Origin of the sequence: Variovorax ginsengisoli (assembly GCF_030486595.1) — a bacterium.
GTDB lineage: Bacteria > Pseudomonadota > Gammaproteobacteria > Burkholderiales > Burkholderiaceae_C > Variovorax > Variovorax ginsengisoli_B.
This window is the reverse complement of sequence record NZ_JAUJZH010000049.1, coordinates 1-23,394: the sequence shown is the minus strand read 5'-3', so window position 1 is coordinate 23,394 and position 23,394 is coordinate 1. Positions and strand designations below refer to the sequence as shown.

The window sequence follows — 23,394 nt, the reverse complement described above, 5'->3', positions numbered from 1 at the left end:
GATACTTTAATTCGGCGCACCTTGGCAGTGCATCGGGGATTACCCGCCAACAGAAACTAATTGATACACCGCCAAGTCACACCGCGGCTTCGCGGACCCAGCCGGCGGCCTTCTCGGCCATCATCAATGTCGGGCTGTTGGTGTTGCCGCTGGTGATGGTCGGCATGGCGCCGGCGTCGACCACCCGCAGCCCCTGGATGCCGCGCACCCGCAGGCGCGAATCCAGCACCGCCATCGGGTCGCCGTCGGCGCCCATCCGGGTGGTGCCCACCGGATGGAAGATGGTGGTCGCGATGTCGCCGGCCAGCCGCGCCAGCTCCTCGTCGCTCTGGTATTGCACCCCCGGCTTCCATTCCTCGGGCGCGTATCTGGCGAGCGCGGGCTGGGCCGCGATGCGGCGCGTGACGCGCAGCGAATCGGCCGCCACCTTGCGGTCCTCGTCGGTGCTCAGGTAGTTGGGCGCGATCGCCGGTGCGTCGCTGAACTTGCCGCTCTTGATGCGCACCGTGCCGCGGCTGGTCGGGTTCAGGTTGCAGACGCTGGCGGTGAAGGCCGGGAAGCTGTGCAGCGGCTCGCCGAAGGCATCGAGCGACAGCGGCTGCACGTGGTACTCGAGGTTCGGCCATTCGTGCTCGGGGGAACTGCGCGTGAAGGCACCAAGCTGCGACGGCGCCATGCTCATCGGGCCGCTGCGCTTGAACAGGTATTCCATGCCGATCTTCGCCTTGCCATAGAGCGAGGAGGCCAGCACGTTGAGGGTCGGCGCGTCCTTGATCTTGTAGACCGCGCGGATCTGCAGGTGGTCCTGCAGGTTGGCGCCGACGCCCGGCAAGTCGGCGACCACCTCGATGCCATGCTGGCGCAGCAGGTCGGCCGGGCCGATGCCCGAGAGCTGCAGCAGCTGCGGCGAGCCGATGCTGCCGGCGCACAGCAGCACTTCGCGCGTGGCGTGCGCCGTGACCATCTCGTGGCCGTCCCAGACCTGCACGCCGGTGCAGCGCCGGCTGCCGTCGGCCTGGGTCTCGACGATCAGCTTCGTCACGTGGGCATTGACCCACATCTCGAAGTTGGGCCGGCCGTAGCAGGTCGGGCGCAGGAAGGCCTTGGCCGTGTTCCAGCGCCAGCCGTCCTTCTGGTTGACCTGGAAGTAGCCCACGCCCTCGTTGCTGCCGCGGTTGAAGTCGCTGCTGTGCGGGATGCCGGCCTCCTGCGCGGCCTGCGCGAAGGCGTCGAGGATGTCCCAGCGCAGGCGCTGCTTCTCGACCCGCCATTCGCCGCCGGCGCCATGCATCTCGTCGGCGCCGAGGTAGTAGTCCTCGTGTTGCCTGAAGGCCGGCAGCACGTTGTTCCAGCGCCAGGTGTCGTCGCCGGTGAGCGCGGCCCAGTTCTCGTAGTCGCGCGACTGGCCGCGCATGTAGATCATGCCGTTGATGCTCGAGCAGCCGCCCAGCGTCTTGCCGCGCGGGTAGCGCAAGGTGCGGCCGTTCAGTCCGGCATCGGGCTCGGTGCTGTAGAGCCAGTCGGTGCGCGGATTGCCGATGCAGTAGAGGTAGCCCACCGGGATGTGGATCCAGTGGTAGTCGTCCTTGCGGCCGGCCTCGATCAGCAGGGTGCGCTGCTGCTTGCTGCGGGTCAGGCGGTTGCACATCAGCGCGCCGGCGGTGCCGCCGCCGATCACGATGTAGTCGAAGGTCGTATCGCTCATTCGGGTCTTGCTTGTCTCTTGTCGTTATGGGGATGCGGCCACCGCCCGCGGCGGTGCGCGGCCTACTTCGCGGTCGGCATCACGAACTCGGCCCCCTTTCCGATGCTCTCCGGCCAGCGCTGCATGATCGACTTCTGCTTGGTGTAGAAGCGCACGCCTTCCTCGCCGTAGGCGTGCATGTCGCCGAACAGGCTCTTCTTCCAGCCGCCGAAGCCGTGCCAGGCCATCGGCACCGGGATCGGCACGTTGATGCCCACCATGCCGACCTGGATGCGCCGGCTGAACTCGCGCGCCACGTTGCCGTCGCGCGTGAAGCAGGACACGCCGTTGCCGAACTCGTGGGCGTTGATCAGGTCGACCGCCTCCTTGAGGTCGTGCACCCGCACGCAGGAGAGCACCGGGCCGAAGATCTCTTCCTTGTAGATCCGCATCTCGGGCGTGACGTGGTCGAACAGCGTGCCGCCCATCCAGAAGCCCTCGCCGCAGCCTTCGCCGGCGACGCTGGCGTCGAAGCCGCGGCCGTCCACCACCAGCTTGGCGCCTTCCTTCTCACCCTGGGCGATGTAGCCCGTGATGCGCTCGTGCGCCGCGCGGGTGACGATCGGGCCCATCTCGGCGTCGAGGTTCGTACCGTTGAGCACCTTGAGCGTCTTCGCGCGCTCGGTCAGCAGCGGCATCACGCGATCGGCCACGTCGCCCACCAGCATCGCCACCGAGATCGCCATGCAGCGCTCGCCGGCCGAGCCGTAGCCCGAGCCGATGAGGGCGTCGACCGTCTGCTCGATGTCGGCGTCGGGCATCACGACCATGTGGTTCTTGGCGCCGCCCAGGGCCTGCACGCGCTTGCCGTGGCGGGCGCCCGTCTCGTAGATGTGGTTGGCGATCGGGGTCGAGCCGACGAAGCTGACGGCCTTGACGTCGGGGTGCTCCAGCAGCGCGTCGACCGCCTCCTTGTCGCCTTGCACGACGTTGAAGACGCCGTCGGGCAGCCCGGCCTCCTTGAGCAGCTCGGCCATGCGCAGCGAGGGGCTCGGGTCGATCGGGCTGGGCTTCAACACGAAGGTGTTGCCGGCCGCGATGGCCACCGGGAACATCCACATCGGCACCATCACCGGGAAGTTGAAGGGCGTGATGCCGGCCACCACGCCGAGCGGCTGGCGCAGGGTCCAGTTGTCGATGCCGGTCGAGACCTGGTCGGTGAAGTCGCCCTTGAGCAGCTGCGGGATGCCGCAGGCGAACTCGACGATGTCGATGCCGCGGGTCACCTCGCCCTGGGCGTCGGTGAAGACCTTGCCGTGCTCGGCCGTGATCAGGTGGGCCAGCTCGTCCTTGTGCTTGTTGAGCAGCTCGAGGAACTTGAACATCACGCGGGCGCGGCGGATCGGCGGCGTGTCGGCCCAGGCCGGGAAGGCGGCCTGGGCGGCGGCCACCGCGGCATCGACGTCGGCGCGGTTGGCCAGCGCGACGCTGCCGGTGGCGGCGCCGGTCGCGGGGTTGAAGACATCCTGGGTGCGCGAGGATCGGGGGGCCGCTATGCGGCCGCCGACGAAATGGTGGATCGGGGTCTTGCTCATCTGCATGGCGTTCTCCTGCCGGCGCCGCCGGCGAGTGGGGGAAGAAAAATCGGAATCGGCGGCCATCCGGCCCAGCCGCCGATTGTGGCAAAGCGCCGGGGGTTGCGCGAAACGCCTACGCGCGGGGGCGGAAATCCGGAGCTTGGGCGCAAACGCACCCGGTTACGATGCTGCGTTCTTCCGTTCGCTCTACGCCTGCCGCCGCCCTCATGCCGACCGATTCGCCGATGCCCGCCGAAGCGCAAGAAGCGCAGGGCACGCAGCCGCGCGTCGACGAACGCGAGCAGGCGGGCGGGCGCTGGGCCGTCGCCAGCGGCCGCTGGACCGTGCTGGCGATGTCGTCGATGCCGGCCTGGACCACGCTGTCGGACAGTCTCAAGGGCGTGCCGGCGCAGCAGGGCCGGCCCTGGGACCTGCGGCCGATCGAGCAGCTCGACCACATCGGCGCCCAGCTGCTGTGGAACCACTGGGGCCAGGCCTGGCCGGCGCGGCTCGAAATGGATTCGCAGCACAAGGCGGTGCTGGACCAGGTTGCGCTCTACACCTGCAGCCCGCCGGTCGAACCCACGGTGACCTTCGCCGAGCGCTTCAGGCACTTCGCCCACAACGGGACACGCATGATGTTCGTGGCGCGCGATTTCCTCGGCCTCATCGGCCAGCTGGTGCTCGACGTCGGCAAGCTGCTGCGGGCGCCGCTGCGCGGCCCGTGGCGCGACTTCTCGGGCCAGATCTACCAGTTCGGCACCACGGCGCTGCCGATCACCGCGCTGGTCGGCCTGCTGATCGGCGTGGTGCTGGCCTACCTGACATCGCAGCAATTGCGCCAGTACGGCGCCGAGACCTTCATCGTCAACATCCTCGGCCTGTCGCTGATCCGCGAACTCGGTCCCGTGCTGGCGGCGGTGCTGATCGCCGGCCGCTCCGGCTCGGCCATCACGGCGCAGATCGGCGTCATGCGGGTTACCGAGGAACTCGACGCGATGCGCGTGATGGGCATCCCGCACGGTTTCCGGCTGGTGATGCCGCGGGTGCTGGCGCTGGCCATCACGATGCCGCTGATCAGCATGTGGACCTCGATGGCGGCGCTGTTCGGCGGCATGATCGCGGCCGACCTGTCGCTCGACATCTCGCCGGCCTACTTCCTGTCGGCGCTGCCGCGCGCGGTGCCGATGTCCAACCTGTACCTCGCGCTGTCCAAGTCGGCGGTGTTCGGCATCCTGATCGCGCTGATCGGCTGCTATTTCGGCATGAAGGTGAAACCCAACACCGAGAGCCTGGGCCGCGGCACCACCTCCTCGGTGGTGACCTCGATCACGGTGGTGATCCTGGTCGATGCGCTGTTCGCGGTGCTGTTCAAGGGCGTGGGGTTGCGCTGATGAGCGCCGCGCCGGGCCGCCCCAATCAAGCTCGCGCCCCCTCGGGGGGCAGCGAGGACACGAAGTGCCGAGCGTGGGGGCTCCAATGACCTTCATCATCCCGCCTGACGCCGAGCGCGTGGTCGAGATCCGCAAGCTCTGGACCGTGTTCAGGTCGCCCGACGGCGACCAGGTCGTACACCGCGACCTCGACCTGACGATCGTGCGCGGCGAGGTGCTGTCGCTGGTCGGCGGGTCCGGCACCGGCAAGACGGTGCTGCTGCGCCAGATCCTCGGGCTGGAGCATCCGACCAAGGGCGAGGTCACCGTGCTCGGCCATGCGCCCGCGCGGCTCAGCGCGATGGGCGCCGCCAATGTCGGCATGCTGTTCCAGCACGGCGCGCTGTTCTCGGCCTTCAGCGTGCTCGACAACATCGCCTTCCCTCTGCGCGAACTCAAGCTGCTGCCCGACGACCTGATCCGCGACGCCGCGCTGGTCAAGCTGCAGATGGTCGGGCTGAGTCCGCAGCAGGCCACCAAGAGCCCGTCCGACCTGTCGGGCGGCATGATCAAGCGGGTGGCGCTGGCGCGCGCGCTGATCATGGACCCGCCCTTGCTGCTGCTCGACGAGCCGACCGCCGGGCTCGACCCCGAGAGCGCCGACGGCTTCTGCGACCTGTTGCGCGGGCTGCACCGCGAGCTTGGCCTCACGGTGGTGATGATCACGCACGACCTCGACACCCTGTTCGACCTCAGCAGCCGGATCGCGGTGCTGGCCGACCAGAAGGTGATCGTCTCCGGGACCACCCGCGACGTGATCGCCTATCCGCATCCGTTCATCCACGAGTACTTCCTCGGTGGCCGCGGCCAGCGCGCCATGGAAGCACTGCACGAAGGGGCGGCCAGCCGGCCGGTCCCGCTGTCTGAAAGGTAGCCGCCATGGAAAACAAGTCACATGCCATCGCCGCCGGGGCCTTCGTGCTCGGCCTGGTCGCCGTGCTCGTCGCGCTGGTGGTCTGGCTCACGCGCGACGACACGGTGCGCAACGTGTATGAACTGTCCACCCGCGACGCGGTGAGTGGCCTGCAGCCGCAGGCGATGGTGCGCTACCGCGGCATCGCGGTCGGCCGGGTCAGCTCGATCGACTTCGACCCCAAGGTCAAGGGCAACGTGCGGGTGCGCATCTCGGTCGACGAGCGGGTGCCGCTCACCACCTCGACCTTCGCGACGCTGAGCTACCAGGGCGTCACCGGGCTGGCCTTCATCGCGCTCGACGACAAGGGCGAATCGCAGGTCTCGCTGCAGCCCGACAACGCCAATCCGCCGCGCATCCCGCTCAAGCCCTCGCTGCTGGCCCAGTTGCAGGACCGTGGCGAGGTCATCCTCGGCCGCGTCGAGGAGGTCACCAAGAAGGTCAACCTGCTGCTCGGCGACGACAACCAGCACCGGATCGCCGACGCGCTCGAGAACATCGCCGCCGCCGCGACCAGCGCCAACCAGCTCACGAAGTCGCTCGACAACACGGTCAAGACCGGGCTCAACCCGGCGCTCAAGGCGCTGCCGCCGCTGGTCGACCGTACCCGCGACACCATGGTCGCGGTCAAGGGCGCGGCCACCGACATCTCGCGGGTCGCCAACAGCTTCAACGCGACCGCGACCCGCCTGAATGCCAAGGACGGCCCGATCGAGCGCCTCGGCGACGGCACCAAGTCGCTGGCGCTGGCCGTCGATTCGTTCAACAACGCGACCCTGCCGCGCGTGAACCGGGTCGCCGACGACACCTCGCGCGCGGTGCGCCGGCTCGGCCGCGCCGCCGACGGCATCAGCGACAACCCGCAATCGCTGCTGTTCGGCAACGGTGGCGTGGTCGCCGGCCCGGGCGAGCCCGGCTTTTCGGCGCCGGCGGCGTCCGCCAGTCCGTGAAGGCCCCTTCCATGACGTCCATGACCCTGAAGAATTCCCTGGCCGGCCTCGTGGCGGCGATCTGCCTGGCCGGCTGCGGCGCGCTGCCCGACAAGCCCGCGCGCGCCGCCCTCTACGACTTCGGACCCGGCCTGGCGGCGCCGGCCGCGCCGCCGGCGAGCGCCGCCGGCTCGGCGCCGCGCGCCCTGCCGATGATCGCGCTGGCCGAGGTCGATGCCAATTCGCGGCTCGACGGCACCCAGCTGCTGTACCGCCTGGGCTACGCCGACTCGAACGAACTGCGACCCTACGGCCAGTCGCGCTGGAGCCAGCCGCCGGCGCAACTGCTGCGCCAGCGGCTGCGGGAAGGGCTGTCGGCCGGCCATACGGTGCTCGGCCCCGAGGAGAGCGCCACCATCGCCCGCACCGAAGGCCGCTTGCCCGATTCCCTGCGCGTGACGCTCGAGGAATTCAGCCAGTACTTCGAATCGCCCGAGCGCAGCGTCGGGCTGGTCCGCGTTAGCGCCACCCTGACCCGCAGCCAGCCCGGCGGCGACCGGGTGCTGGCCCAGCGCAGCTTCACCGCCCGCAAGCCGGCCCCGACCGCCGACGGTCCCGGCGGCGTCAAGGCGCTGGCCGCGGCCAGCGATGCGGTGGTGGCCGAGCTGGTGGCCTGGGTCGACCAGGCCCGCTGAAACCCGAGCCGCCGGCGGCCGCATGCGCATCGGCGTGATCTCCGACACCCACGGGCTGCTGCGGCCCGAGGCGCTGGCCTTCCTGCAGGGCAGCGACCGGATCGTGCACGGCGGCGACATCGGCGATCCGCGCATCCTCGACGCCCTGGCGGCGATCGCACCGTTGACCGTTGTGCGCGGCAACAACGACGGCGCCGCCTGGGCCGATGGCGTGCCGGAGACGGCGCTGCTGGAAGCGGGCGGCCTGCGGCTGTTCGCGATCCATGATCTGGCGCTGTTGCGCATCGATCCCGTGGCCGACGGCATCCAGGTCGTGGTCTCCGGCCATTCGCACCGCCCGCTGGCCGAGCAGCGCGGCCCGGTGCTCTACCTCAATCCGGGCAGCGCCGGTCCGCGCCGCTTCAAGCTGCCGATCTCGGTCGCCGAACTGCGCATCGAGGGCGACGCGATCACGCCGCGGCTGGTCGCGCTGTAGCGCTTCAGGCCGCGCGGTGCAGCACCGGGAAGAGGGTGCCTAGTCCGTCGGCCATCACCTCGACCGCCAGCGCCGCGAGGATCAGGCCCATCAGCCGTGTCATCACGTTGATGCCGGTCTTGCCGAGCACCCGCGCGATCGGCTCGGCCAGCGAGAAGGTGACGCCGGTCGCGAGGCCGATCACCACGCCGTAGCCGACCAGGATCGCCAGCTCCCAGACATGCTGCGTGCGGTCGGCGAAGATGACCACCGTCGACATCGTTGCCGGGCCGGTCAAGAGCGGGATGGTGAGCGGCACGACCGCGATCGAGGCGCCGAGCGAGGCCTTGACCTCGGTGGCGCGGATCTCGTCCTTGTTGGTCTTGGACTCCGCCGGCTCGGCGTTCAGCATCGACAGCGAGCTGATCAGGAGCAGCATGCCGCCGCCGACCTGGAAGCTCGCGATCGAGATGCCGAAGAACGACAGCAGCTGCAGCCCCAGCAACGCGCTGACCGCGATCACGACGAAGGCGCTGAAGGCCGACACCCAGGCGGTGCGCTTGCGCTGGAGGTCGGTGCAGCCCTGGGTGTAGTGGATGAAGAAAGGCACGATCGCCAGCGGGTTCACGATGGCCAGCAGCGTGATCAGCGGCTTGATCATGTCCATCGCGGGCGTGGCCATCAGCGACCACCCGTGACGTCGAGAGCGGTGCCCGTGACATAGCTGGCCTCGGGCGACAGCAGCCAGACGATGGCGTTCGCCACCTCGTCGGCGCTGCCGGTGCGCTTCATCGGCACGGTGGCGGCGAGCTGGAAGGCGCGGTCGGGCAGGCCGCCCGAGGCGTGGATCTCGGTGTCGATCAGGCCCGGGCGCACCGCGTTGACCCGGATGCCCTCGCCGGCCACCTCCTTGGCCAGCCCGACCGTGAAACTCTCGATCGCCCCCTTGCTGGCGGCGTAGTCCACGTACTGCCCCGGCGAGCCGAGCCGCGCGGCCGCGCTCGAGAGGTTGACGATCACGCCGCCGCTGCCGCCGTGCTGGGTGCTCATGCGCCGCACCGCCTCACGGGCGCAGACGAAGCTGCCGATCACGTTGATGCGCAGCATGCGCTCGAGCCGCGCCACGCTCATCTGGTCGACCCGGGCCTGCATGTCGACCACGCCGGCGTTATTGACCAGCGCCGTCAGGCGGCCCAGCTTGGCGTCGACCTTCTCGAACATGGCGATCACCTGGGCCTCGTCGCCGACGTCGGCCTGGACCGTGATCGCGGTGCCGCCGGCGGCGCGAATGCTGCGCACCACCTCGTCCGCGGCCAGCGAGTTGCTGGCATAGTTGACCGCCACGGCCCAGCCGCGGCGCGCGGCCTGCAGCGCGGTCGCCGCGCCGATGCCCCGGCTGGCGCCGGTGATCAGGAGTACCTGGTCCAAAACCCACCTCCTGCACGGAAGCCGTGCGTCAGTTAAAACCGTCTGCGTCGGATTACATCATCGAGGAGACGCTCTTGAGCCGCACCATCGACTACTACTTCACGCCGCACAGCCCCTGGACCTACCTCGGGCATGCGCGCTTCGCCGCCATCGCCAAGGCCGCCGGCGCCGCCGTGCGCGTCCGGCCGATCGACTTCGGCTCCGTGTTCCCGGTCTCGGGCGGCCTGCCGCTCGGCAAGCGGGCGCCGCAGCGGCAGGCCTACCGGCTGGTCGACCTGGCGCGCTGCTCGAAGCACCTCGACATCGAGCTCAACCCCAAGCCCAAGTTCTTCCCGGTGGCCAGCGACGACGCCGCCCGCCTCATCATCGCCACCGATCTCCACGACGGGACCGAGCGGGCCATGTCGCTGTGCGGCGCGGTGTTCGCCGCGGTCTGGGTCCAGGAGCGCAACATCGCCGACCCGAAAGTGCTGGAGGCGCTGGCGGCAGAATGCGGGCTCGACGCCCGCCGGGTCGACCAGGCGCAGAGCCAGGCGGTGCAGGAGCGCTACGAGGAATACACCCAGGAAGCCATTGACTGCAAGGTCTTCGGCGCCCCCAGCTACGTCATCGACGGCGAGATCTTCTGGGGCCAGGACCGGCTCGATTTCGTCGAACGCGCATTGAAACAACAACCAACCTCTCAAGGAGCATGACCATGGGTCAATTCATCGATCTCACCGCCAAAGACGGCTTCACCTTTCCCGCCTACGTCGCCGAGCCGGCGGGCAAGCCCAAGGGCGCGGTGGTGGTCGTCCAGGAGATCTTCGGCGTCAATTCGCACATCCGCTCGGTGGCTGACGGCTACGCGGCCGAGGGCTACCTGGCGGTCGCGCCGGCCACCTTCCACCGCGTGAAGCAGGGCGTCGAGCTGGGCTACACCGAGGACGACATGAAGAACGGCTTCGGCCTCAAGACCGCGGTCGAGGCGCTGCCGGCACCGGGCGTGCTGCAGGACCTGCAGGCGGCGGTCGACTATGCGTCGAAGGCCGGCAAGGTCGGCATCGTCGGCTACTGCTGGGGCGGGCTGCTGACCTGGCGCGCGGCGGCCGAGGTGTCGGGTCTGTCGGCGGCGGCCCCCTACTACGGCGGCGGCATGACCAGCCCCGAGGAAACGGCGCGCAAGCCCAAGGTGCCGGTGCTGGCCCACTTCGGCAACAACGACCACTGGATTCCGCTCGACACCATCGACGCCTTCAAGAAGGCGCATCCGGAGGTCGAGGTGCATGTCTACGAATGCGGCCACGGCTTCAACTGCGACCAGCGCGGGTCCTACGATGCGGCGGCCGCCAAGCTCGCCAGGGAGCGCACGCTGGCCTTCTTCGCCAAGCACCTCGGCTGAGCGGCGCGCGGGCCGTGGCCGGCAGGCGCCTTCGCTTCGCACCGCTCGCCCTGGCGGCGGCGCTGCTGGCACCTTTCGCAGGGGCGGCCGACTACGCCGGCCCGCTGTTCGACACCCACTTGCACTACAACCAGGAAGCCTGGGACGGCCACGCCGGGCCCTATCCGCCGGCCGAAGCGCTGGCCCGGATGCAGCGCAACGGCGTCAAGGCGATCGTCGCCAACTCACGTCCCAACGCCGGCACCCAGACGCTCGCGGCCGCCCGCGAGACGCGCGCCGCCGGCGTGACGGTGGTGCCCTTCGTGCGGCTCTACCGCAACCGCGACGACTACGACAACTGGTTCCGCGACGACAGCATCTACGAGATGGTGCAGGCCGAGCTGGCCCGCGGCACGGCGAGCGGACCCTACCGTGGGCTGGGCGAATTCCATCTCTACGACAGCGCCAACGCCAACGGGCCGGTGGCCCGCAAGCTGATCGCGCTGGCCGAGCAGCGGCAGTTGGCGGTGCTGGCGCACGTCGACGACGTGGCGATCGACCTGCTGATGGCCAACGCGCCGTCCCGGGGCCGGTCGCTGCGCCTGATCTGGGCCCACACCGGCATCGGCGGACCGCCGGTCGCGCGGGTCCAGGCGCTGCTCGAGCGCTATCCGCTGCTGATGGGCGAGCTGTCGTACCGGCCGGGCCTCACCTGCGACGGCGGCACGCTGTGCCCCGAATGGCGGGCGCTGATCCTGAAGTACCCGGAGCGCTTCCTGGTCGGTTCCGACACCTGGGTCAACCAGCGCTGGAGCGCCTACGACGAGATCATGCGCGGGTACCGCACCTGGCTCGGCGACCTGCCGCCCGAGGTCGCGCAACGCATCGCCTGGGGCAACGCGGCGGGACTGTTCGGAATCAAGTGACCGGCTCGGGGTCGCGCACCCGGGCCTCGAGGAAATCCAGCAGCGCCCGCAGCGCGGCGCTGTTGTGGCGGCGCTGCGAATAGGCCGCGTAAAGCCAGAGATCGCGCGGCATGAAATCCTTCAGCACCGGCACCAGCGCGCCACGCTCGATGTGCGACTGCGCCATCATGACCGGCACGCAGATGGCGCCGAGCCCGGCCAGTGCGACGCCGATCAGAGGCGCGGCGTCGTTGGCGTCCATCCGGCTGGTCACCGGCACGCTGTAGGGCTGGCCGTCGACCTCGAACGGCAGCTGCGGCCCGCCGGCGGCCAGCGAGTAGGTCAGGACATCGTGCCGGCGCATGTCGTCGGGCTTCTTCGGCATGCCGCGGCGGGCCCAGTAGCCCGGTGTGGCACACAGCGCCAGGTCCATCAGGCGCAGCCGGCGGACGATCACGTTCTCGTCGCGAATGCGGCCCAGCCGCAAGGCGATGTCGACGCCTTCCTCCACCAGGTCGATCACCCGGTTGCTCAGGTGCAGGCTCACGTGCACGTCGGGGTAGGTGACCATGAACTCGCCGATCAGTCCCGAAAAGCTGCTGCTGCCCAGCCCGTGCGGCGCCGTCACCCGCAGCCGGCCGCGCGGGTGGCCAGCGTGGCCCTGCAGCTCGGACTCGGTGCGCTCGATCATTTCGAGCAGGGGCTTGCTGCGCTCCAGCAGCAGGTGGCCGGCATCGGTCAGGCTGACCGAGCGCGTCGAGCGATTCAGCAGCCGGACACCGAAGCGGGTTTCCAGCTGCGCCACGTACTTGCTGGCGTTGGCCTTGGACATCCCGAGCGACGTGGCGGCGCGCGAGAAGCTGCCGCGCAAGGCGACCTCACGAAAGGTTTTGAGCAGTTCGAGACCGTCCATGGCACTCCATTGTTTCGATTTGATGAACACCTTGATTCGATTTCATAGGGTTTATACCTATCAATCCGAGGCAAACTCTATCCCACTGAGCCAAGGCTCCTCTCACTCCATGAAAGACATCGAAATGAAGACCTCGAAGATCATCGCCGCCGCCGCCCTGTCGATCCTGGCCGCCGCCGCTGCCCAGGCCGAAACCTACCAAGGCGTGCAAGCCCCGGTGTCGGCCAACAGCCGTGCCGAGGTGAATGCCCAGGCCGTGGTCGCCGCCCGCAGCGAAAACCCGTACGCCGACGGCGTGTCCTCGCGCGTCGCCCCGGCGCTGACCGCATCGGCCGACCGCGCCGTGATCCGCTCGCAAGCCGTCGCTACCGCGCACGAGCCGAACCAGAACCTGGACCGCAAGGCCTTCGTGAACAGCGTGGTGCCGTCGCAATACAACATCACCCGCCCGGTGACGCAGCAAGCCGGCCTCTGATCCGATTCTTGTCTTGCCAAGGGCCGGCCGCGCGAAAGTGCGGGCCGGCTTTTTCCTTGGATCTCGCGGGAAGCGTCATTGTTTCGATTAAGGAAACTCGGTGTCTCTTTTCCTGGTGTTTTCCCCTAGGGATTCGCCTGGACACTAGCCCGCACAGGCCAGCGACAGCGAGCCTGGTTTGAAGACAAATCCGACGAACTCCAAGGAACTTGAAATGAAGACCTCCCACATCCTCGCCGCTGCCGCCCTGTCCTTCCTCGCCGCCGCAGGCGCCCACGCCGAAGCCTACCAAGGCGTCCACACCGGCGCTTCGGCCAAGAGCCGCGACGAAGTCAGCGCCGAAGCCGCCCGCACCGCGGCCGCTCCGAACCAGAACGTGGTGCGCGGCTCGCGCGGCGCCGAAGCGTTCAACTCGGTCGCCAGCACGGAAGCCGTTCGCGCCCAGGCCGTTGCCACCGCCAATGCACCCGACCAGAACGTGAGCGCCGGCTCGCGCGTCAACAGCCGTGTGATCTCGACCATGAACAAGACGGCCGAGCCGCGCGTTCAAGCGGGGAAGTAAGTACTCCCCCAGGTTGGCTCACTGCGTGTAGCCGCCCACCCCCTCGCCGGGGGCAACACCAGCGGCCCGGCGAAGCCGGTTCCGCGGTGTTTCACCAACTAAGCCCGGGCTTCGCCGGGCTTTTTTGTTTCGGCGGCAGCTCTTTTTTTATCGGGTTCTTGCCAGGTAGCGCTTGCGCCAGAAGATCAGGACGAGCGCGATTGCGATGGCGCCCATCGAGCCCATCGCGATCCAGAAGCCGTCGGCCTTGTGCACCAGGGGGATGAACTCGAAGTTCATGCCGAAGATGCCGGCGATCAGGTTGAGCGGCAGGAAGACGGCGGTCAGCACGGTCAGGACCCGCATGATGTCGTTGGCGCGATGGCCCTGGACGCTGAAATGCATCTGGACCGCGGTCTCGGCGTTCTGCTCCAGGCGCCGCACGTGGTGGACCACGCGCTCGATGTGCTCGAGCACGTCGCGGCTGCGCACCATGATCAGCTCGCGTTCGCGCTGCTCGCCGGCGCCGGCGGGCGCCGGCAGGGTCTCGAGCGAGTCGATCCAGTCCTGTATGGCCGCCCGCTGGTCCTCGCAGATCTCGTCCAGGTGGTAGAGCGACTGGCGTGAATCCATCAGCGCGCTCCAGTTGGTGAAGCGGCTGTGCGGGTCGATCAGTTCGGCCTGCCAGTGGTCGAGCTGGCGGGTCAGTTCGCGTCGCAGGTCGAGGTAGGCGTCGACGATCTGGTTGATCACCCGCAGCATCAGGTCGGCCGGCCCCGAAGGGAGGCGCGCCGAGACGGCGCGGACATCGAGCGCCGGGACCGCGCCGCGGCCGTCCGGTACCGCCGCGGCCAGCAGCTTGGCGGCGAAGGTGTCGCGCACGGAGCCGTCCTCGGGGTGCACCGACAGCAGCACCCGGTCGAACACCGCGAAGCCCACCGGCCGCGTGTCGACCCGGCGCAGCACCGGCGGACCGCCCCGCGGGGAGGGGTCGGCCTGGGGTGCCGGCTCCTTGCCGTTGGCGGCCGCCAGCCGGCGGAACACGAGCAAGTCGTACTGCGAGGTGTAGTCGAAGCGCGAGGGCAGCTGGTCGTTCAGCAGGTCACTCACGTGCAGGTCGAGCAGCAGGGTGCCGCACAGCGACTGCAGCACCTCCTGCACCTGCGGCAGCGAGGCCTGGAACTCCTCGCGCGTCAGCGACAGCCACAGGTAGCCCCGCTCGCAGGCGCCGGGCGCGGCCATCGGGGCCAGGGCGTCGTGCTCGGTGACCTGGGTGCCGTCGATCTTGAAGATGCGCATGAAAGCGGCCGGTCTCAGGACTGCTTGAGCAGCCTGGCAGCGTCCAGCGCGAAATAAGTGAGGACGCCGTCGGCGCCGGCGCGCTTGAAGGCCAGCAGGCTTTCGAGCATCACCGCGTCATGGTCCAGCCAGCCATTCTGCGCCGCCGCCTTCAGCATCGCGTACTCGCCGCTGACCTGGTAGGCGAAGGTCGGCACGCGAAACTCGTCCTTCACCCGGCGCACGATGTCCAGGTAGGGCATGCCGGGCTTCACCATCACCATGTCAGCGCCTTCGGCGATGTCGATCGCGACCTCGCGCAGCGCTTCGTCGCTGTTGCCAGGGTCCATCTGGTAGACCTTCTTGTTGCTCTTGCCGAGGTTGGCGGCCGAGCCGACGGCGTCGCGGAACGGGCCGTAGAAGGCGCTCGCGAACTTGGCGCTGTAGGCCATGATCCGCGTGTGGACGTCGCCGCGCGCCTCGAGCGCGGTTCGGATCGCGCCGATCCGGCCGTCCATCATGTCGCTCGGCGCCACGATGTCGACGCCGGCGCGCGATTGCGCGAGCGCCTGCTTGACCAGCACTTCGACGGTCGGGTCGTTGAGGATGTAGCCGCTGTCGTCGAGCAGCCCGTCCTGGCCGTGGCTGGTGTAGGGGTCCAGCGCCACGTCGGTCATCACGCCCAGTTCCGGAAAGCGCGACTTGAGCGCGGCGACGACGCGCGGGATCAGGCCATCGGGATTGAAGGCCTCGTCGCCGGCCGGTGTCTTGAGCCGGGCGTCGATCACCGGGAACAGGGCCATGACCGGAATCCCGAGTGCCACGCACTGCTCGGCGACCGGCAGCAGCAGGTCGAGGCTCAGGCGCTCGACGCCCGGCATCGAGGCGACCGGATCGCGCCGCTTCTTACCCTCCTGGACGAAGACCGGATAGATCAGGTCATGGGAAGAGAGCGAATGCTCACGCACCAGGTTGCGCGTGAAGTCGTCCCGGCGGAGTCGGCGGGGGCGACCAGCGGGGAAAGGGGCAAGGAGGGTCATGGCGAAAATTGTGCCCCAAGAGCGTGCCGCTGCCGGATGAGGGCGCGTTGGAGGGGGCTGCTGTCTGTTTCTGTTTATAACCAGTCAAGAACGAGTCTGTTTGTACTAAGGATTTCAGCCATAAGTTCAAAAAAATGGCAAACCTTGCTTGATAGGTTGTTTTGCCTTTGTTAAATTCTGTCTTGGGCGGCTTGCTGCCCCCCGCTTTTCCTCCCTGAGCGGGTGCCTTGATGTGTGACAGCAAAAGGGCTTCCCAAGCCCGACGTTTTGACGTCGGGCTTTTTTTTGCGCGTCCGCCAGCGGACGGCCGCGACCGCGCGGCGAAACGCGACCACCTAAACTGCCGCCATGCTCTGGGTCAAATCGCTGCACATCGTCTTCATCGCCAGCTGGTTCGCCGGGCTGTTCTACCTGCCGCGCATCTTCGTCAACCTGGCGCTGGTGGCGCCCGAATCGGTCGCCGAGCGCAGCCGCCTGCTGCTGATGGCGCGCAAGCTGTTTCGCTTCACCACCTTGCTGGCGCTGCCCGCGCTCGCCTTCGGCCTCTGGCTCTGGCTTGGCTACGGCATCGGGCGCGGACCGGGCAACGGATGGATGCATGCCAAGCTGGCCCTGGTGGTCTTGGTGCTCGGCTACCACCACGGTTGCGGCGTGCTGCTGCGCCGCTTCGTCGCCGGCACCGATCGTCGTAGCCACCGCTTCTACCGCTGGTTCAACGAACTGCCGGTGCTGCTGCTGCTGGCGATCGTGATCCTGGTGGTCGTCAAGCCGTTCTGAGTGCGGTGGCCACGCAGCACAAGTCCGTCGCCTTGCCCCTGGCGCTGGCCTATGCCGCGCTGATCGTCTACGCCAGCCTCTACCCGTTCGCCGACTGGCGCGACCAGGGCATCGCGCCCTGGGCCTACCTGGCGGCGCCGTGGCCCAAGTACTGGACCGCCTTCGACTTCGGCATCAACGTCGTCGGCTACATGCCGCTGGGTTTCCTGGCCGCCATCGCGGTGATCCGCAACCGGCCGGGCACCGGCGCCGTCGGCGCGGTGCTGCGAGCCACCGCGGTCGGGGCGGTGATCTCGTTCGCCATGGAGACGCTGCAGAGCTACCTGCCGGCGCGCATTCCGTCCAACGTCGACCTCGGGCTCAACATAGCTGGCGTCCTGGCCGGCGCGGTGACGGCGGCGGCGCTCGAGCGGCTCGGCGCAGTGGCGCACTGGCAGCGGACCCGATCGAACTGGTTCTTCGAGGATTCGCGCGGCGGCCTGGTGCTGCTGGCCCTGTGGCCGGTCGCGCTGCTCTTTCCGGCCGCGGTCAGCTTCGGCCTGGGCCAGGTGTTCGAGCGGCTCGAAGCCGCCATCGCCGACTGGCTGGTCGACACGCCCTTCATCGACTGGATGCCGGTGCGCCAGTTCGAGCTCGAGCCGCTGGTGCCGGGGGTCGAACTGCTGTGCGTGATGCTGGGTGCGCTGGTGCCCTGCCTGCTCGGCTTCCTGATCACGCGCTCGGTCGCCCGGCGGGCGATCCTGCTGCCCTCGATCCTGCTGGCCGGGGTGGCGGCCTCGGCGCTCTCGGCGGCCCTCAGCTACGGCCCCCCGCACGCCTGGGCCTGGCTGAGCCTGCCGGTCCAGGTCGGGATCGCGGCGGCGCTGATCGTCGGCGTGCTGCTGCTCGGCGCGCCGCGGCGGCTTTGCGCGGCCCTGCTGCTGATCGCGCTGGTAGTGCACCTGAGCCTGCTGAACCAGGCGCCCGAGAGCGCCTATTTCGCCCAGACGCTGGCGACCTGGGAGCAGGGGCGGTTCATCCGCTTCCACGGGTTGGCGCAGTGGCTGGGATGGCTCTGGCCGTTTGCAACCCTCGCTTACGTGCTGGCCGTGCTCTCGCGCCGCGCGCCGGGGGCGCCGGCTCCATAGAATCGGGCGATGTCGAGTTCCAGCACGCCCCCGCCGACGGGTTATTACGGCCGCCACATCTTCTTCTGCCTGAACGAACGCAAGGGCGACGAGGACTCCTGCTCCAAGCACCAGGCGCAGGCCGGATTCGACCGCTGCAAATCGCGCGTCAGGGAGGCCGGCCTGGCCGGGCCGGGCAAGGTCCGGGTCAACAAGGCCGGCTGCCTGGACCGCTGCGCGGGCGGCCCGGTCGCGGTGGTCTATCCGGAGGCGGTCTGGTACACCTTCGTCGATGCCGACGACATCGACGAGATCGTCGAGTCGCACCTGAAGAACGGCGAAGTGGTCGAACGGCTGCTGCTCGCGCCCGACGTCGGGCGCTGAGGGGCGGTCGGCCATGAATTCGCAGACCGAGAAGCTCCGGATCCAGGGCGCCGCCGGCGCCATCGAGGTGCTGCGCGACCGTGCGGCCGACGCTGTGCCGGCGCTGGGCGTCGCGGTGATCGCCCATCCGCATCCGCTGTTCGGCGGCACCATGGACAACAAGGTCGTGCAGACCCTGGCGCGCGCCTTCGTCAGCTGCGGCTGGACCGCGGTCCGCTTCAATTTCCGCGGCGTCGGTGCCAGCGAGGGCGTGCACGACGAAGGCCGCGGCGAATGTGACGACATGCGCGAGGTGGTCGCGCAGCTGGCACCCGAGGGGCCGCTGTCGATCGCCGGCTTTTCGTTCGGCGCCTTCGTCGCCAGCTGCGCCATCGACAAGCTCTGGGCGGCGCGCGACATCCGCCAGGTGGTGCTGGTCGGAACGGCGGCCTCCCGCTTCTCGGTGGCGAGTTTGCCGCAGGCCGCCCACGAGCGCGCGCTGGTGGTGCACGGCGAGCAGGACGACACGGTGCCACTGGCCGCCGTCATGGACTGGGCGCGGCCGCAGTCACTTCCTGTCACAGTAGTTCCCGGGGGCGGCCATTTCTTTCACGGACAATTGCCGCTGCTCAAGAATCTCGTCGTCCGCCACCTGCGCGCGGGCTAGTCTTTTCCCCCATGAACCGTTTCGTTGAAGCGCTGCGCGCCTTCGCAGTGGCTGCCGCCGCATTTTCGTGTCTTGCCGCCGGGGCCCAGGTGCCGACGCCGCCCGAGGTGGCGGCCCGCAGCTTCCTGTTGCTGGATGTCACGGCCAACCAGACCTTGGCCCAGAAGGACATCGACGCCGCCGTCGAGCCGGCCTCGTTGACCAAGCTGATGACGGCCTATCTGGTCTTCGACGCGCTGCGCGCCCAAAAGATCACTTTGACGCAGACCCTGCCGGTCAGTGCGCGGGCCTGGAAGATGCCCGGCGCACGGATGTTCATCGACCCGAAGATGCAGGTCCCGGTCGAGGACCTGCTCAAGGGCGTGATCGTGCAGTCGGGCAACGACGCCACGGTGGCGCTGGCCGAAGGCGTGGGCGGCACGGTCGAGCACTTCGTCGAACTCATGAACGAGCAGGCCAAGGCCCTCGGCATGAAGAACACGACCTACAAGAACCCCGAAGGCCTGACCGAGCCGGGCCACACCACCACCGCGCGCGACCTGGGCATCCTGGCGACCCGCCTGATGCGCGACTTCCCCGAGTACCTGCACTACTACGCGATCAAGAAGTACCGCTTGCCGGGCACGCCCTCGACCAACGAGACCAATCGCAACCTGCTGCTGTTCCGCGATCCGACGGTCGATGGCCTCAAGACCGGCCATACGCCGGCGGCGGGCTACGGCATGGTCGCGACCGCCAAGCGTGACTTCCCGAACCTGACGGGCGGCCGCCGCCTGCTGTCGATCGTGCTGGGCACGGCCAGCGAGAACGCCCGCGCCAACGAGTCGCAGAAGCTGCTGAACTGGGGCTACACCGCCTTCGACGCCGTCCGCCTGTTCGAAGCCAATCAGGCCGTGGCGACGCCCGCCGTCTGGAAGGGCAATCAGAACACTGTCAAGCTGGGCCGCCCCGACGCCATCGTGGTCGCCGTGCCGGCCGGCGCGGCAGCCAAGATCAAGACCCAGGTGGTGCGCCCCGATCCGCTGGTCGCGCCCTTCACCAAGTTCCAGCCGGTCGGCTCCCTGAAGGTCACGCTCGGCGACGAGCCGGTGGCCGAAGTGCCGCTGTTGGCGCTGGATGCGGTCCAGCAAGCCGGTGTCCTGGGGCGTGCCTGGGACGCCGTCCGCCTCTGGATCAAGTAGTGCCGGGCCGGGCTACACAAAGTTAGCCCAACCTGGCAACGGGTGTTGTATACTCGTGGGCTTTTCGGAATTTCCGAAGGGATTCACGTTTTCGACCAGTTCTTGGTCGTTTCCCCGTCCGGCCGGTTCACGCCTAGGGCCTGCGGGGGCAGTTTTGGGACTTATTCATTCATGCCAACCATCAATCAACTGGTGCGTCAGGGTCGGACGGTCGAAAAGATCAATTCGAAGAGCCCTGCCATGCAGAACTCGCCGCAGCGTCGCGGTGTCTGCACCCGGGTCTACACCACGACCCCGAAAAAGCCGAATTCGGCGCTGCGCAAGGTCGCCAAGGTGCGCCTGACGAACGGCTTCGAAGTCATTTCCTACATCGGCGGCGAAGGCCACAACCTGCAGGAACACAGCGTCGTGCTGGTTCGCGGCGGTCGTGTCAAGGACTTGCCCGGTGTTCGCTACCACATCGTGCGCGGTTCGCTCGACTTGCAAGGCGTGAAAGACCGCAAGCAGTCGCGTTCCAAGTACGGCGCGAAGCGTCCCAAGAAGGCCTAAGCCCTTCTGTATTTCATTCAGCGGTGTTCGGGTGCCCTGGCCGGCGCATCGAACGAAGTGACCCGATATTGGGTCGAGTAAGTGAGAGTTCTTGTTGGCTCTCGCGGTGCCTGCAAAGGCGCCAACTGAAGCAAAGAGGTTAGTAACATGCCACGTCGTCGCGAAGTCCCCAAACGTGAAATCCTGCCGGATCCCAAGTACGGCAATGTCGAGCTGTCGAAGTTCATGAACGTGATCATGGAAGGCGGCAAGAAGGCGATCGCCGAGCGCATCATCTACGGTGCGCTCGACCAGATCGAGAAGAAGAACCCGGGCAAGGACCCGCTGGAAGCTTTCACCATCGCCATCAACAACGTGAAGCCGATGGTCGAAGTGAAGTCGCGCCGCGTCGGCGGTGCGAACTACCAGGTGCCGGTCGAAGTGCGCCCGGTCCGTCGTCTGGCGCTGTCGATGCGCTGGATCAAGGAAGCCGCCCGCAAGCGCGGCGAAAAGTCGATGGCCCTGCGTCTGGCCAACGAACTCATGGAAGCCACGGAAGGCCGTGGCGGCGCCATGAAGAAGCGCGATGAAGTGCATCGCATGGCCGAAGCCAACAAGGCCTTCAGCCACTTCCGCTTCTAAGAGCTCGTCCCCCCAAATCAGACAGGCTGGAAGCCCGACCCACCGAGAGCGGTGGGCGGGCTTTCATCCGTTAACGGAGTAAATTTCATGGCACGCAAGACCCCCATCGAGCGCTACCGCAACATCGGTATCTCGGCGCACATCGACGCCGGCAAAACGACCACCACCGAACGCATCCTGTTCTACACCGGCGTGACCCACAAGCTGGGCGAGGTGCATGACGGCGCCGCGACCACCGACTGGATGGAGCAGGAACAAGAGCGCGGCATCACGATCACCTCGGCGGCCGTGACCTGCTTCTGGAAGGGCATGGACCACTCGATGCCCGAGCACCGCATCAACATCATCGACACCCCGGGCCACGTGGACTTCACGATTGAAGTCGAGCGCTCGATGCGCGTGCTCGACGGCGCCGTGATGGTGTACGACTCGGTCGGCGGCGTGCAGCCCCAGTCCGAAACCGTCTGGCGCCAGGCCAACAAGTACCAGGTGCCCCGCCTCGCGTTCGTCAACAAGATGGACCGCGTCGGCGCCAACTTCTTCCGCGTGCGCCAGATGATGGTCGACCGCCTGAAGGCCAATCCCGTGCCGATCGTGATCCCGATCGGTGCCGAAGACAAGTTCCAGGGCGTGGTCGACCTCCGCAAGATGAAGGCCATCTACTGGGATGAAGCCTCGCAAGGCATGAAGTTCGACTACCGTGAAATCCCGGCCGAACTGCTCGAGTCCGCCAAGGAATGGCGCGAGAAGATGGTCGAGAGCGCCGCCGAAGCGTCGGAAGAGCTCATGAACAAGTACCTCGAAGAGGGCGACCTCTCCGAAGCCGAGATCACGCTCGGCCTGCGCACCCGCACCATCGCCGGCGAGATCCAGCCGATGATGTGCGGCAGCGCGTTCAAGAACAAGGGCGTGCAGCGCATGCTCGACGCCGTGATCGAGCTGATGCCCTCGCCGATGGACATCCCGCCGGTCGAAGGCACCGACGACGACGAAAAGGAAACCAGCCGCAAGCCGACCGACGAGGAAAAGTTCTCGGCGCTGGCATTCAAGCTCATGACCGACCCCTACGTCGGCCAGCTGACCTTCGTGCGCGTCTACTCGGGCGTTCTGAGCAAGGGCGACACCGTCTACAACCCGGTCAAGGGCAAGAAGGAACGCATCGGCCGTATCGTGCAGATGCACGCCAACGAGCGTCTTGAAATCGACGAAATCCGCGCCGGCGACATCGCCGCCTGCGTGGGCCTGAAGGACGTCACGACCGGCGAAACGCTGTGCGACCCTGACGCGATCATCACGCTCGAGCGCATGGAATTCCCCGAGCCCGTGATCTCGCAGGCCGTCGAGCCGAAGACCAAGGCCGACCAGGAAAAAATGGGCATCGCGCTGCAGCGGCTGGCCTCGGAAGATCCGTCGTTCCGCGTTCGTTCCGACGAAGAATCCGGCCAGACCATCATCTCCGGCATGGGCGAGCTTCACCTCGAAATCATCGTCGACCGCATGAAGCGCGAGTTCGGTGTCGAAGCCAACGTCGGCAAGCCGCAGGTGGCCTATCGCGAAACCATCCGCAAGACGGTCGAAGATGCCGAAGGCAAGTTCGTTCGCCAGTCGGGCGGCAAGGGCCAGTACGGCCACGTGGTGCTCAAGCTCGAGCCGAACGAAGCCGGCAAGGGTTTCGAGTTCGTCGACGCGATCAAGGGCGGCGTGGTGCCGCGCGAGTACATCCCGGCGGTCGAGAAGGGCGTGATCGAAGCGCTGACCCAAGGCGTGCTGGCCGGCTACCCGGTCGTCGACGTCAAGGTCACCCTGCACTTCGGCTCGTACCACGACGTGGACTCGAACGAAATGGCCTTCAAGATGGCCGCGATCTTCGGTTTCAAGGAAGGCGCCCGCAAGGCTTCGCCGGTGATCCTGGAGCCGATGATGGCCGTGGAAGTCGAAACGCCCGAAGACTACGCCGGCAACGTGATGGGCGACCTCTCGTCGCGTCGCGGCATGGTGCAGGGCATGGACGACATGATCGGCGGCGGCAAGCTCATCAAGGCTGAAGTCCCGCTGTCGGAAATGTTCGGCTACTCGACCACGCTGCGTTCGGCCACGCAAGGCCGCGCCACGTACACGATGGAATTCAAGCACTACTCCGAAGCACCGCGCAACGTGGCCGAAGCCATCGTGGCGTCGCGCTCGAAGTAATTCATCAGGGGCTTGCGCCCCGCCGTCTGCGACCTTGTGCCTTCCGCTGCCCGTGGCGGACGAACCAGCAACAGGGTGCAGACGTTAAACCCCACACGGGCCTGCTCTTTCAAGGATAGAAAATGGCAAAAGGAAAATTCACCCGCACGAAGCCGCACGTCAACGTGGGCACGATCGGTCACGTGGACCATGGCAAGACGACGCTGACGGCGGCGATCGCCACCGTGCTGTCGGCCAAGTTCGGCGGCGAAGCGAAGGCCTACGACCAGATCGACGCGGCTCCTGAAGAAAAGGCGCGCGGCATCACGATCAACA

26 protein-coding genes are annotated in these 23,394 nt (G+C 67.8%); 19 read left to right on the top strand and 7 right to left on the bottom strand.

Annotated elements, in window-relative coordinates; translation table 11 throughout:
- Positions 1-76: 76 nt before the first annotated feature.
- Both QZH52_RS36765 and QZH52_RS36760 read right to left on the bottom strand, forming a co-directional pair.
- On the bottom strand, positions 77-1,705 hold the full coding sequence (locus QZH52_RS36765) for a GMC family oxidoreductase (protein WP_301816228.1): 1,629 nt from the start codon (positions 1,703-1,705) through the stop codon (positions 77-79).
- 62 nt (positions 1,706-1,767) lie between these two features.
- Positions 1,768-3,285, bottom strand: a complete 1,518-nt coding sequence (locus QZH52_RS36760; RefSeq protein WP_436411672.1) for a CoA-acylating methylmalonate-semialdehyde dehydrogenase — start codon at positions 3,283-3,285, stop codon at positions 1,768-1,770.
- Between the two features lie 203 nt (positions 3,286-3,488).
- On the opposite strand from QZH52_RS36760, the gene QZH52_RS36755 reads away from it, so the two are divergent.
- The 5 genes from QZH52_RS36755 to QZH52_RS36735 all read left to right on the top strand — a co-directional run bounded on the left by QZH52_RS36755 (position 3,489) and on the right by QZH52_RS36735 (position 7,706).
- Positions 3,489-4,655, top strand: coding sequence for an MlaE family ABC transporter permease (locus tag QZH52_RS36755; protein WP_286521842.1), 1,167 nt, complete (start codon positions 3,489-3,491; stop codon positions 4,653-4,655).
- Between the two features lie 85 nt (positions 4,656-4,740).
- Positions 4,741-5,568, top strand: a complete 828-nt coding sequence (locus QZH52_RS36750) for an ABC transporter ATP-binding protein (protein WP_286521843.1) — start codon at positions 4,741-4,743, stop codon at positions 5,566-5,568.
- Between the two features lie 5 nt (positions 5,569-5,573).
- Positions 5,574-6,557: an MlaD family protein gene (locus QZH52_RS36745; RefSeq protein ID WP_301816227.1), complete on the top strand. Its 984-nt coding sequence runs from the start codon at positions 5,574-5,576 to the stop codon at positions 6,555-6,557.
- Positions 6,558-6,568: 11 nt separating this feature from the next.
- Positions 6,569-7,231 carry an ABC-type transport auxiliary lipoprotein family protein gene (locus QZH52_RS36740; protein ID WP_301816226.1) on the top strand — a complete coding sequence of 221 codons (663 nt, stop codon included), beginning with the start codon at positions 6,569-6,571 and terminating at the stop codon, positions 7,229-7,231.
- Positions 7,232-7,253: 22 nt separating this feature from the next.
- Positions 7,254-7,706 (top strand): metallophosphoesterase family protein, encoded by a 453-nt coding sequence (locus tag QZH52_RS36735; RefSeq protein ID WP_301816225.1) that lies wholly within the window; start codon positions 7,254-7,256, stop codon positions 7,704-7,706.
- A gap of 4 nt (positions 7,707-7,710) precedes the next feature.
- Here the strand turns inward: QZH52_RS36735 and QZH52_RS36730 are convergent, their stop codons facing one another.
- Together QZH52_RS36730 and QZH52_RS36725 are read right to left on the bottom strand one after the other, a co-directional pair.
- On the bottom strand, positions 7,711-8,367 hold the full coding sequence (locus tag QZH52_RS36730) for a MarC family protein (protein ID WP_436411671.1): 657 nt from the start codon (positions 8,365-8,367) through the stop codon (positions 7,711-7,713).
- Positions 8,367-9,113, bottom strand: a complete 747-nt coding sequence (locus QZH52_RS36725; RefSeq protein ID WP_286535012.1) for an SDR family oxidoreductase — start codon at positions 9,111-9,113, stop codon at positions 8,367-8,369. The genes QZH52_RS36730 and QZH52_RS36725 overlap by 1 nt, the downstream gene beginning before the upstream one ends.
- 74 nt (positions 9,114-9,187) lie before the next feature.
- On the opposite strand from QZH52_RS36725, the gene QZH52_RS36720 reads away from it, so the two are divergent.
- The 3 genes from QZH52_RS36720 to QZH52_RS36710 are packed head-to-tail and all read left to right on the top strand — an operon-like array spanning position 9,188 to position 11,399.
- Positions 9,188-9,808: a 2-hydroxychromene-2-carboxylate isomerase gene (locus tag QZH52_RS36720; RefSeq protein WP_301816224.1), complete on the top strand. Its 621-nt coding sequence runs from the start codon at positions 9,188-9,190 to the stop codon at positions 9,806-9,808.
- A gap of 2 nt (positions 9,809-9,810) precedes the next feature.
- The gene (locus QZH52_RS36715; RefSeq protein ID WP_301816223.1) at positions 9,811-10,494 is read left to right on the top strand and encodes a dienelactone hydrolase family protein; all 684 of its coding nucleotides are present in this window, start codon (positions 9,811-9,813) and stop codon (positions 10,492-10,494) included.
- A 14-nt stretch (positions 10,495-10,508) separates the two neighbouring features.
- Entirely contained in the window at positions 10,509-11,399 is an 891-nt protein-coding gene (locus tag QZH52_RS36710) for an amidohydrolase family protein (RefSeq protein ID WP_436411670.1), read from the top strand.
- Here the strand turns inward: QZH52_RS36710 and QZH52_RS36705 are convergent.
- Positions 11,392-12,291: a LysR family transcriptional regulator gene (locus QZH52_RS36705; protein ID WP_286521850.1), complete on the bottom strand. Its 900-nt coding sequence runs from the start codon at positions 12,289-12,291 to the stop codon at positions 11,392-11,394. The two genes, QZH52_RS36710 and QZH52_RS36705, sit on opposite strands and share 8 nt — an antisense overlap.
- 109 nt (positions 12,292-12,400) lie before the next feature.
- On the opposite strand from QZH52_RS36705, the gene QZH52_RS36700 reads away from it, so the two are divergent.
- Together QZH52_RS36700 and QZH52_RS36695 are read left to right on the top strand one after the other, a co-directional pair.
- Positions 12,401-12,766 carry an alpha/beta hydrolase gene (locus tag QZH52_RS36700; RefSeq protein WP_353506719.1) on the top strand — a complete coding sequence of 122 codons (366 nt, stop codon included), beginning with the start codon at positions 12,401-12,403 and terminating at the stop codon, positions 12,764-12,766.
- Positions 12,767-12,980: 214 nt separating this feature from the next.
- Complete coding sequence (locus QZH52_RS36695; RefSeq protein ID WP_301816222.1) at positions 12,981-13,328, top strand: DUF4148 domain-containing protein; 348 nt, start codon at positions 12,981-12,983, stop codon at positions 13,326-13,328.
- A 147-nt stretch (positions 13,329-13,475) separates the two neighbouring features.
- On the opposite strand, the gene QZH52_RS36690 is transcribed toward QZH52_RS36695, so the two are convergent.
- Both QZH52_RS36690 and hemB read right to left on the bottom strand, forming a co-directional pair.
- Positions 13,476-14,606 (bottom strand): magnesium transporter CorA family protein, encoded by a 1,131-nt coding sequence (locus QZH52_RS36690; RefSeq protein WP_301816221.1) that lies wholly within the window; start codon positions 14,604-14,606, stop codon positions 13,476-13,478.
- A 14-nt stretch (positions 14,607-14,620) separates the two neighbouring features.
- A complete protein-coding gene (hemB, locus tag QZH52_RS36685) occupies positions 14,621-15,625 on the bottom strand; it encodes a porphobilinogen synthase (protein ID WP_301816220.1) in 1,005 nt (334 codons plus the stop codon).
- A gap of 348 nt (positions 15,626-15,973) precedes the next feature.
- Between hemB and QZH52_RS36680 the strand changes: the two genes are divergently transcribed.
- The 9 genes from QZH52_RS36680 to QZH52_RS36640 all read left to right on the top strand — a co-directional run.
- Positions 15,974-16,402: a CopD family protein gene (locus QZH52_RS36680; protein WP_286535005.1), complete on the top strand. Its 429-nt coding sequence runs from the start codon at positions 15,974-15,976 to the stop codon at positions 16,400-16,402.
- Positions 16,403-16,407: 5 nt separating this feature from the next.
- Entirely contained in the window at positions 16,408-17,529 is a 1,122-nt protein-coding gene (locus QZH52_RS36675) for a VanZ family protein (protein WP_301816219.1), read from the top strand.
- 9 nt (positions 17,530-17,538) lie between these two features.
- Positions 17,539-17,892 (top strand): (2Fe-2S) ferredoxin domain-containing protein, encoded by a 354-nt coding sequence (locus QZH52_RS36670; protein ID WP_301816218.1) that lies wholly within the window; start codon positions 17,539-17,541, stop codon positions 17,890-17,892.
- 13 nt (positions 17,893-17,905) lie between these two features.
- Positions 17,906-18,538 carry an alpha/beta hydrolase gene (locus QZH52_RS36665; RefSeq protein WP_301816217.1) on the top strand — a complete coding sequence of 211 codons (633 nt, stop codon included), beginning with the start codon at positions 17,906-17,908 and terminating at the stop codon, positions 18,536-18,538.
- Between the two features lie 11 nt (positions 18,539-18,549).
- Positions 18,550-19,719, top strand: a complete 1,170-nt coding sequence (locus QZH52_RS36660) for a D-alanyl-D-alanine carboxypeptidase family protein (RefSeq protein WP_301816216.1) — start codon at positions 18,550-18,552, stop codon at positions 19,717-19,719.
- A gap of 171 nt (positions 19,720-19,890) precedes the next feature.
- Entirely contained in the window at positions 19,891-20,268 is a 378-nt protein-coding gene (gene rpsL / locus QZH52_RS36655) for a 30S ribosomal protein S12 (RefSeq protein WP_013543948.1), read from the top strand.
- A gap of 147 nt (positions 20,269-20,415) precedes the next feature.
- Positions 20,416-20,889 (top strand): 30S ribosomal protein S7, encoded by a 474-nt coding sequence (gene rpsG, locus QZH52_RS36650; protein WP_286508375.1) that lies wholly within the window; start codon positions 20,416-20,418, stop codon positions 20,887-20,889.
- 87 nt (positions 20,890-20,976) lie between these two features.
- Positions 20,977-23,079 (top strand): elongation factor G, encoded by a 2,103-nt coding sequence (gene fusA / locus QZH52_RS36645; RefSeq protein WP_286521859.1) that lies wholly within the window; start codon positions 20,977-20,979, stop codon positions 23,077-23,079.
- A 122-nt stretch (positions 23,080-23,201) separates the two neighbouring features.
- Positions 23,202-23,394, top strand: a 193-nt coding sequence (locus QZH52_RS36640; protein WP_301816215.1) for a GTP-binding protein, incomplete at its 3' end; no start/stop codon positions are given.

Bases quoted from the DNA above. Each gene is read 5' to 3' on its own strand.
- QZH52_RS36765 (WP_301816228.1), bottom strand. From the start codon at position 1,705: ATGAGCGATACGACCTTCGACTACATCGTGATCGGCGGCGGCACCGCC.
- QZH52_RS36760 (WP_436411672.1), bottom strand. From the start codon at position 3,285: ATGCAGATGAGCAAGACCCCGATCCACCATTTCGTCGGCGGCCGCATA.
- QZH52_RS36755 (WP_286521842.1), top strand. From the start codon at position 3,489: ATGCCGACCGATTCGCCGATGCCCGCCGAAGCGCAAGAAGCGCAGGGC.
- QZH52_RS36750 (WP_286521843.1), top strand. From the start codon at position 4,741: ATGACCTTCATCATCCCGCCTGACGCCGAGCGCGTGGTCGAGATCCGC.
- QZH52_RS36745 (WP_301816227.1), top strand. From the start codon at position 5,574: ATGGAAAACAAGTCACATGCCATCGCCGCCGGGGCCTTCGTGCTCGGC.
- QZH52_RS36740 (WP_301816226.1), top strand. From the start codon at position 6,569: ATGACGTCCATGACCCTGAAGAATTCCCTGGCCGGCCTCGTGGCGGCG.
- QZH52_RS36735 (WP_301816225.1), top strand. From the start codon at position 7,254: ATGCGCATCGGCGTGATCTCCGACACCCACGGGCTGCTGCGGCCCGAG.
- QZH52_RS36730 (WP_436411671.1), bottom strand. From the start codon at position 8,367: ATGGCCACGCCCGCGATGGACATGATCAAGCCGCTGATCACGCTGCTG.
- QZH52_RS36715 (WP_301816223.1), top strand. From the start codon at position 9,811: ATGGGTCAATTCATCGATCTCACCGCCAAAGACGGCTTCACCTTTCCC.
- QZH52_RS36705 (WP_286521850.1), bottom strand. From the start codon at position 12,291: ATGGACGGTCTCGAACTGCTCAAAACCTTTCGTGAGGTCGCCTTGCGC.
- QZH52_RS36700 (WP_353506719.1), top strand. From the start codon at position 12,401: ATGAAAGACATCGAAATGAAGACCTCGAAGATCATCGCCGCCGCCGCC.
- QZH52_RS36695 (WP_301816222.1), top strand. From the start codon at position 12,981: ATGAAGACCTCCCACATCCTCGCCGCTGCCGCCCTGTCCTTCCTCGCC.
- QZH52_RS36690 (WP_301816221.1), bottom strand. From the start codon at position 14,606: ATGCGCATCTTCAAGATCGACGGCACCCAGGTCACCGAGCACGACGCC.
- hemB (WP_301816220.1), bottom strand. From the start codon at position 15,625: ATGACCCTCCTTGCCCCTTTCCCCGCTGGTCGCCCCCGCCGACTCCGC.
- QZH52_RS36680 (WP_286535005.1), top strand. From the start codon at position 15,974: ATGCTCTGGGTCAAATCGCTGCACATCGTCTTCATCGCCAGCTGGTTC.
- QZH52_RS36670 (WP_301816218.1), top strand. From the start codon at position 17,539: ATGTCGAGTTCCAGCACGCCCCCGCCGACGGGTTATTACGGCCGCCAC.
- QZH52_RS36665 (WP_301816217.1), top strand. From the start codon at position 17,906: ATGAATTCGCAGACCGAGAAGCTCCGGATCCAGGGCGCCGCCGGCGCC.
- QZH52_RS36660 (WP_301816216.1), top strand. From the start codon at position 18,550: ATGAACCGTTTCGTTGAAGCGCTGCGCGCCTTCGCAGTGGCTGCCGCC.
- rpsL (WP_013543948.1), top strand. From the start codon at position 19,891: ATGCCAACCATCAATCAACTGGTGCGTCAGGGTCGGACGGTCGAAAAG.
- rpsG (WP_286508375.1), top strand. From the start codon at position 20,416: ATGCCACGTCGTCGCGAAGTCCCCAAACGTGAAATCCTGCCGGATCCC.
- fusA (WP_286521859.1), top strand. From the start codon at position 20,977: ATGGCACGCAAGACCCCCATCGAGCGCTACCGCAACATCGGTATCTCG.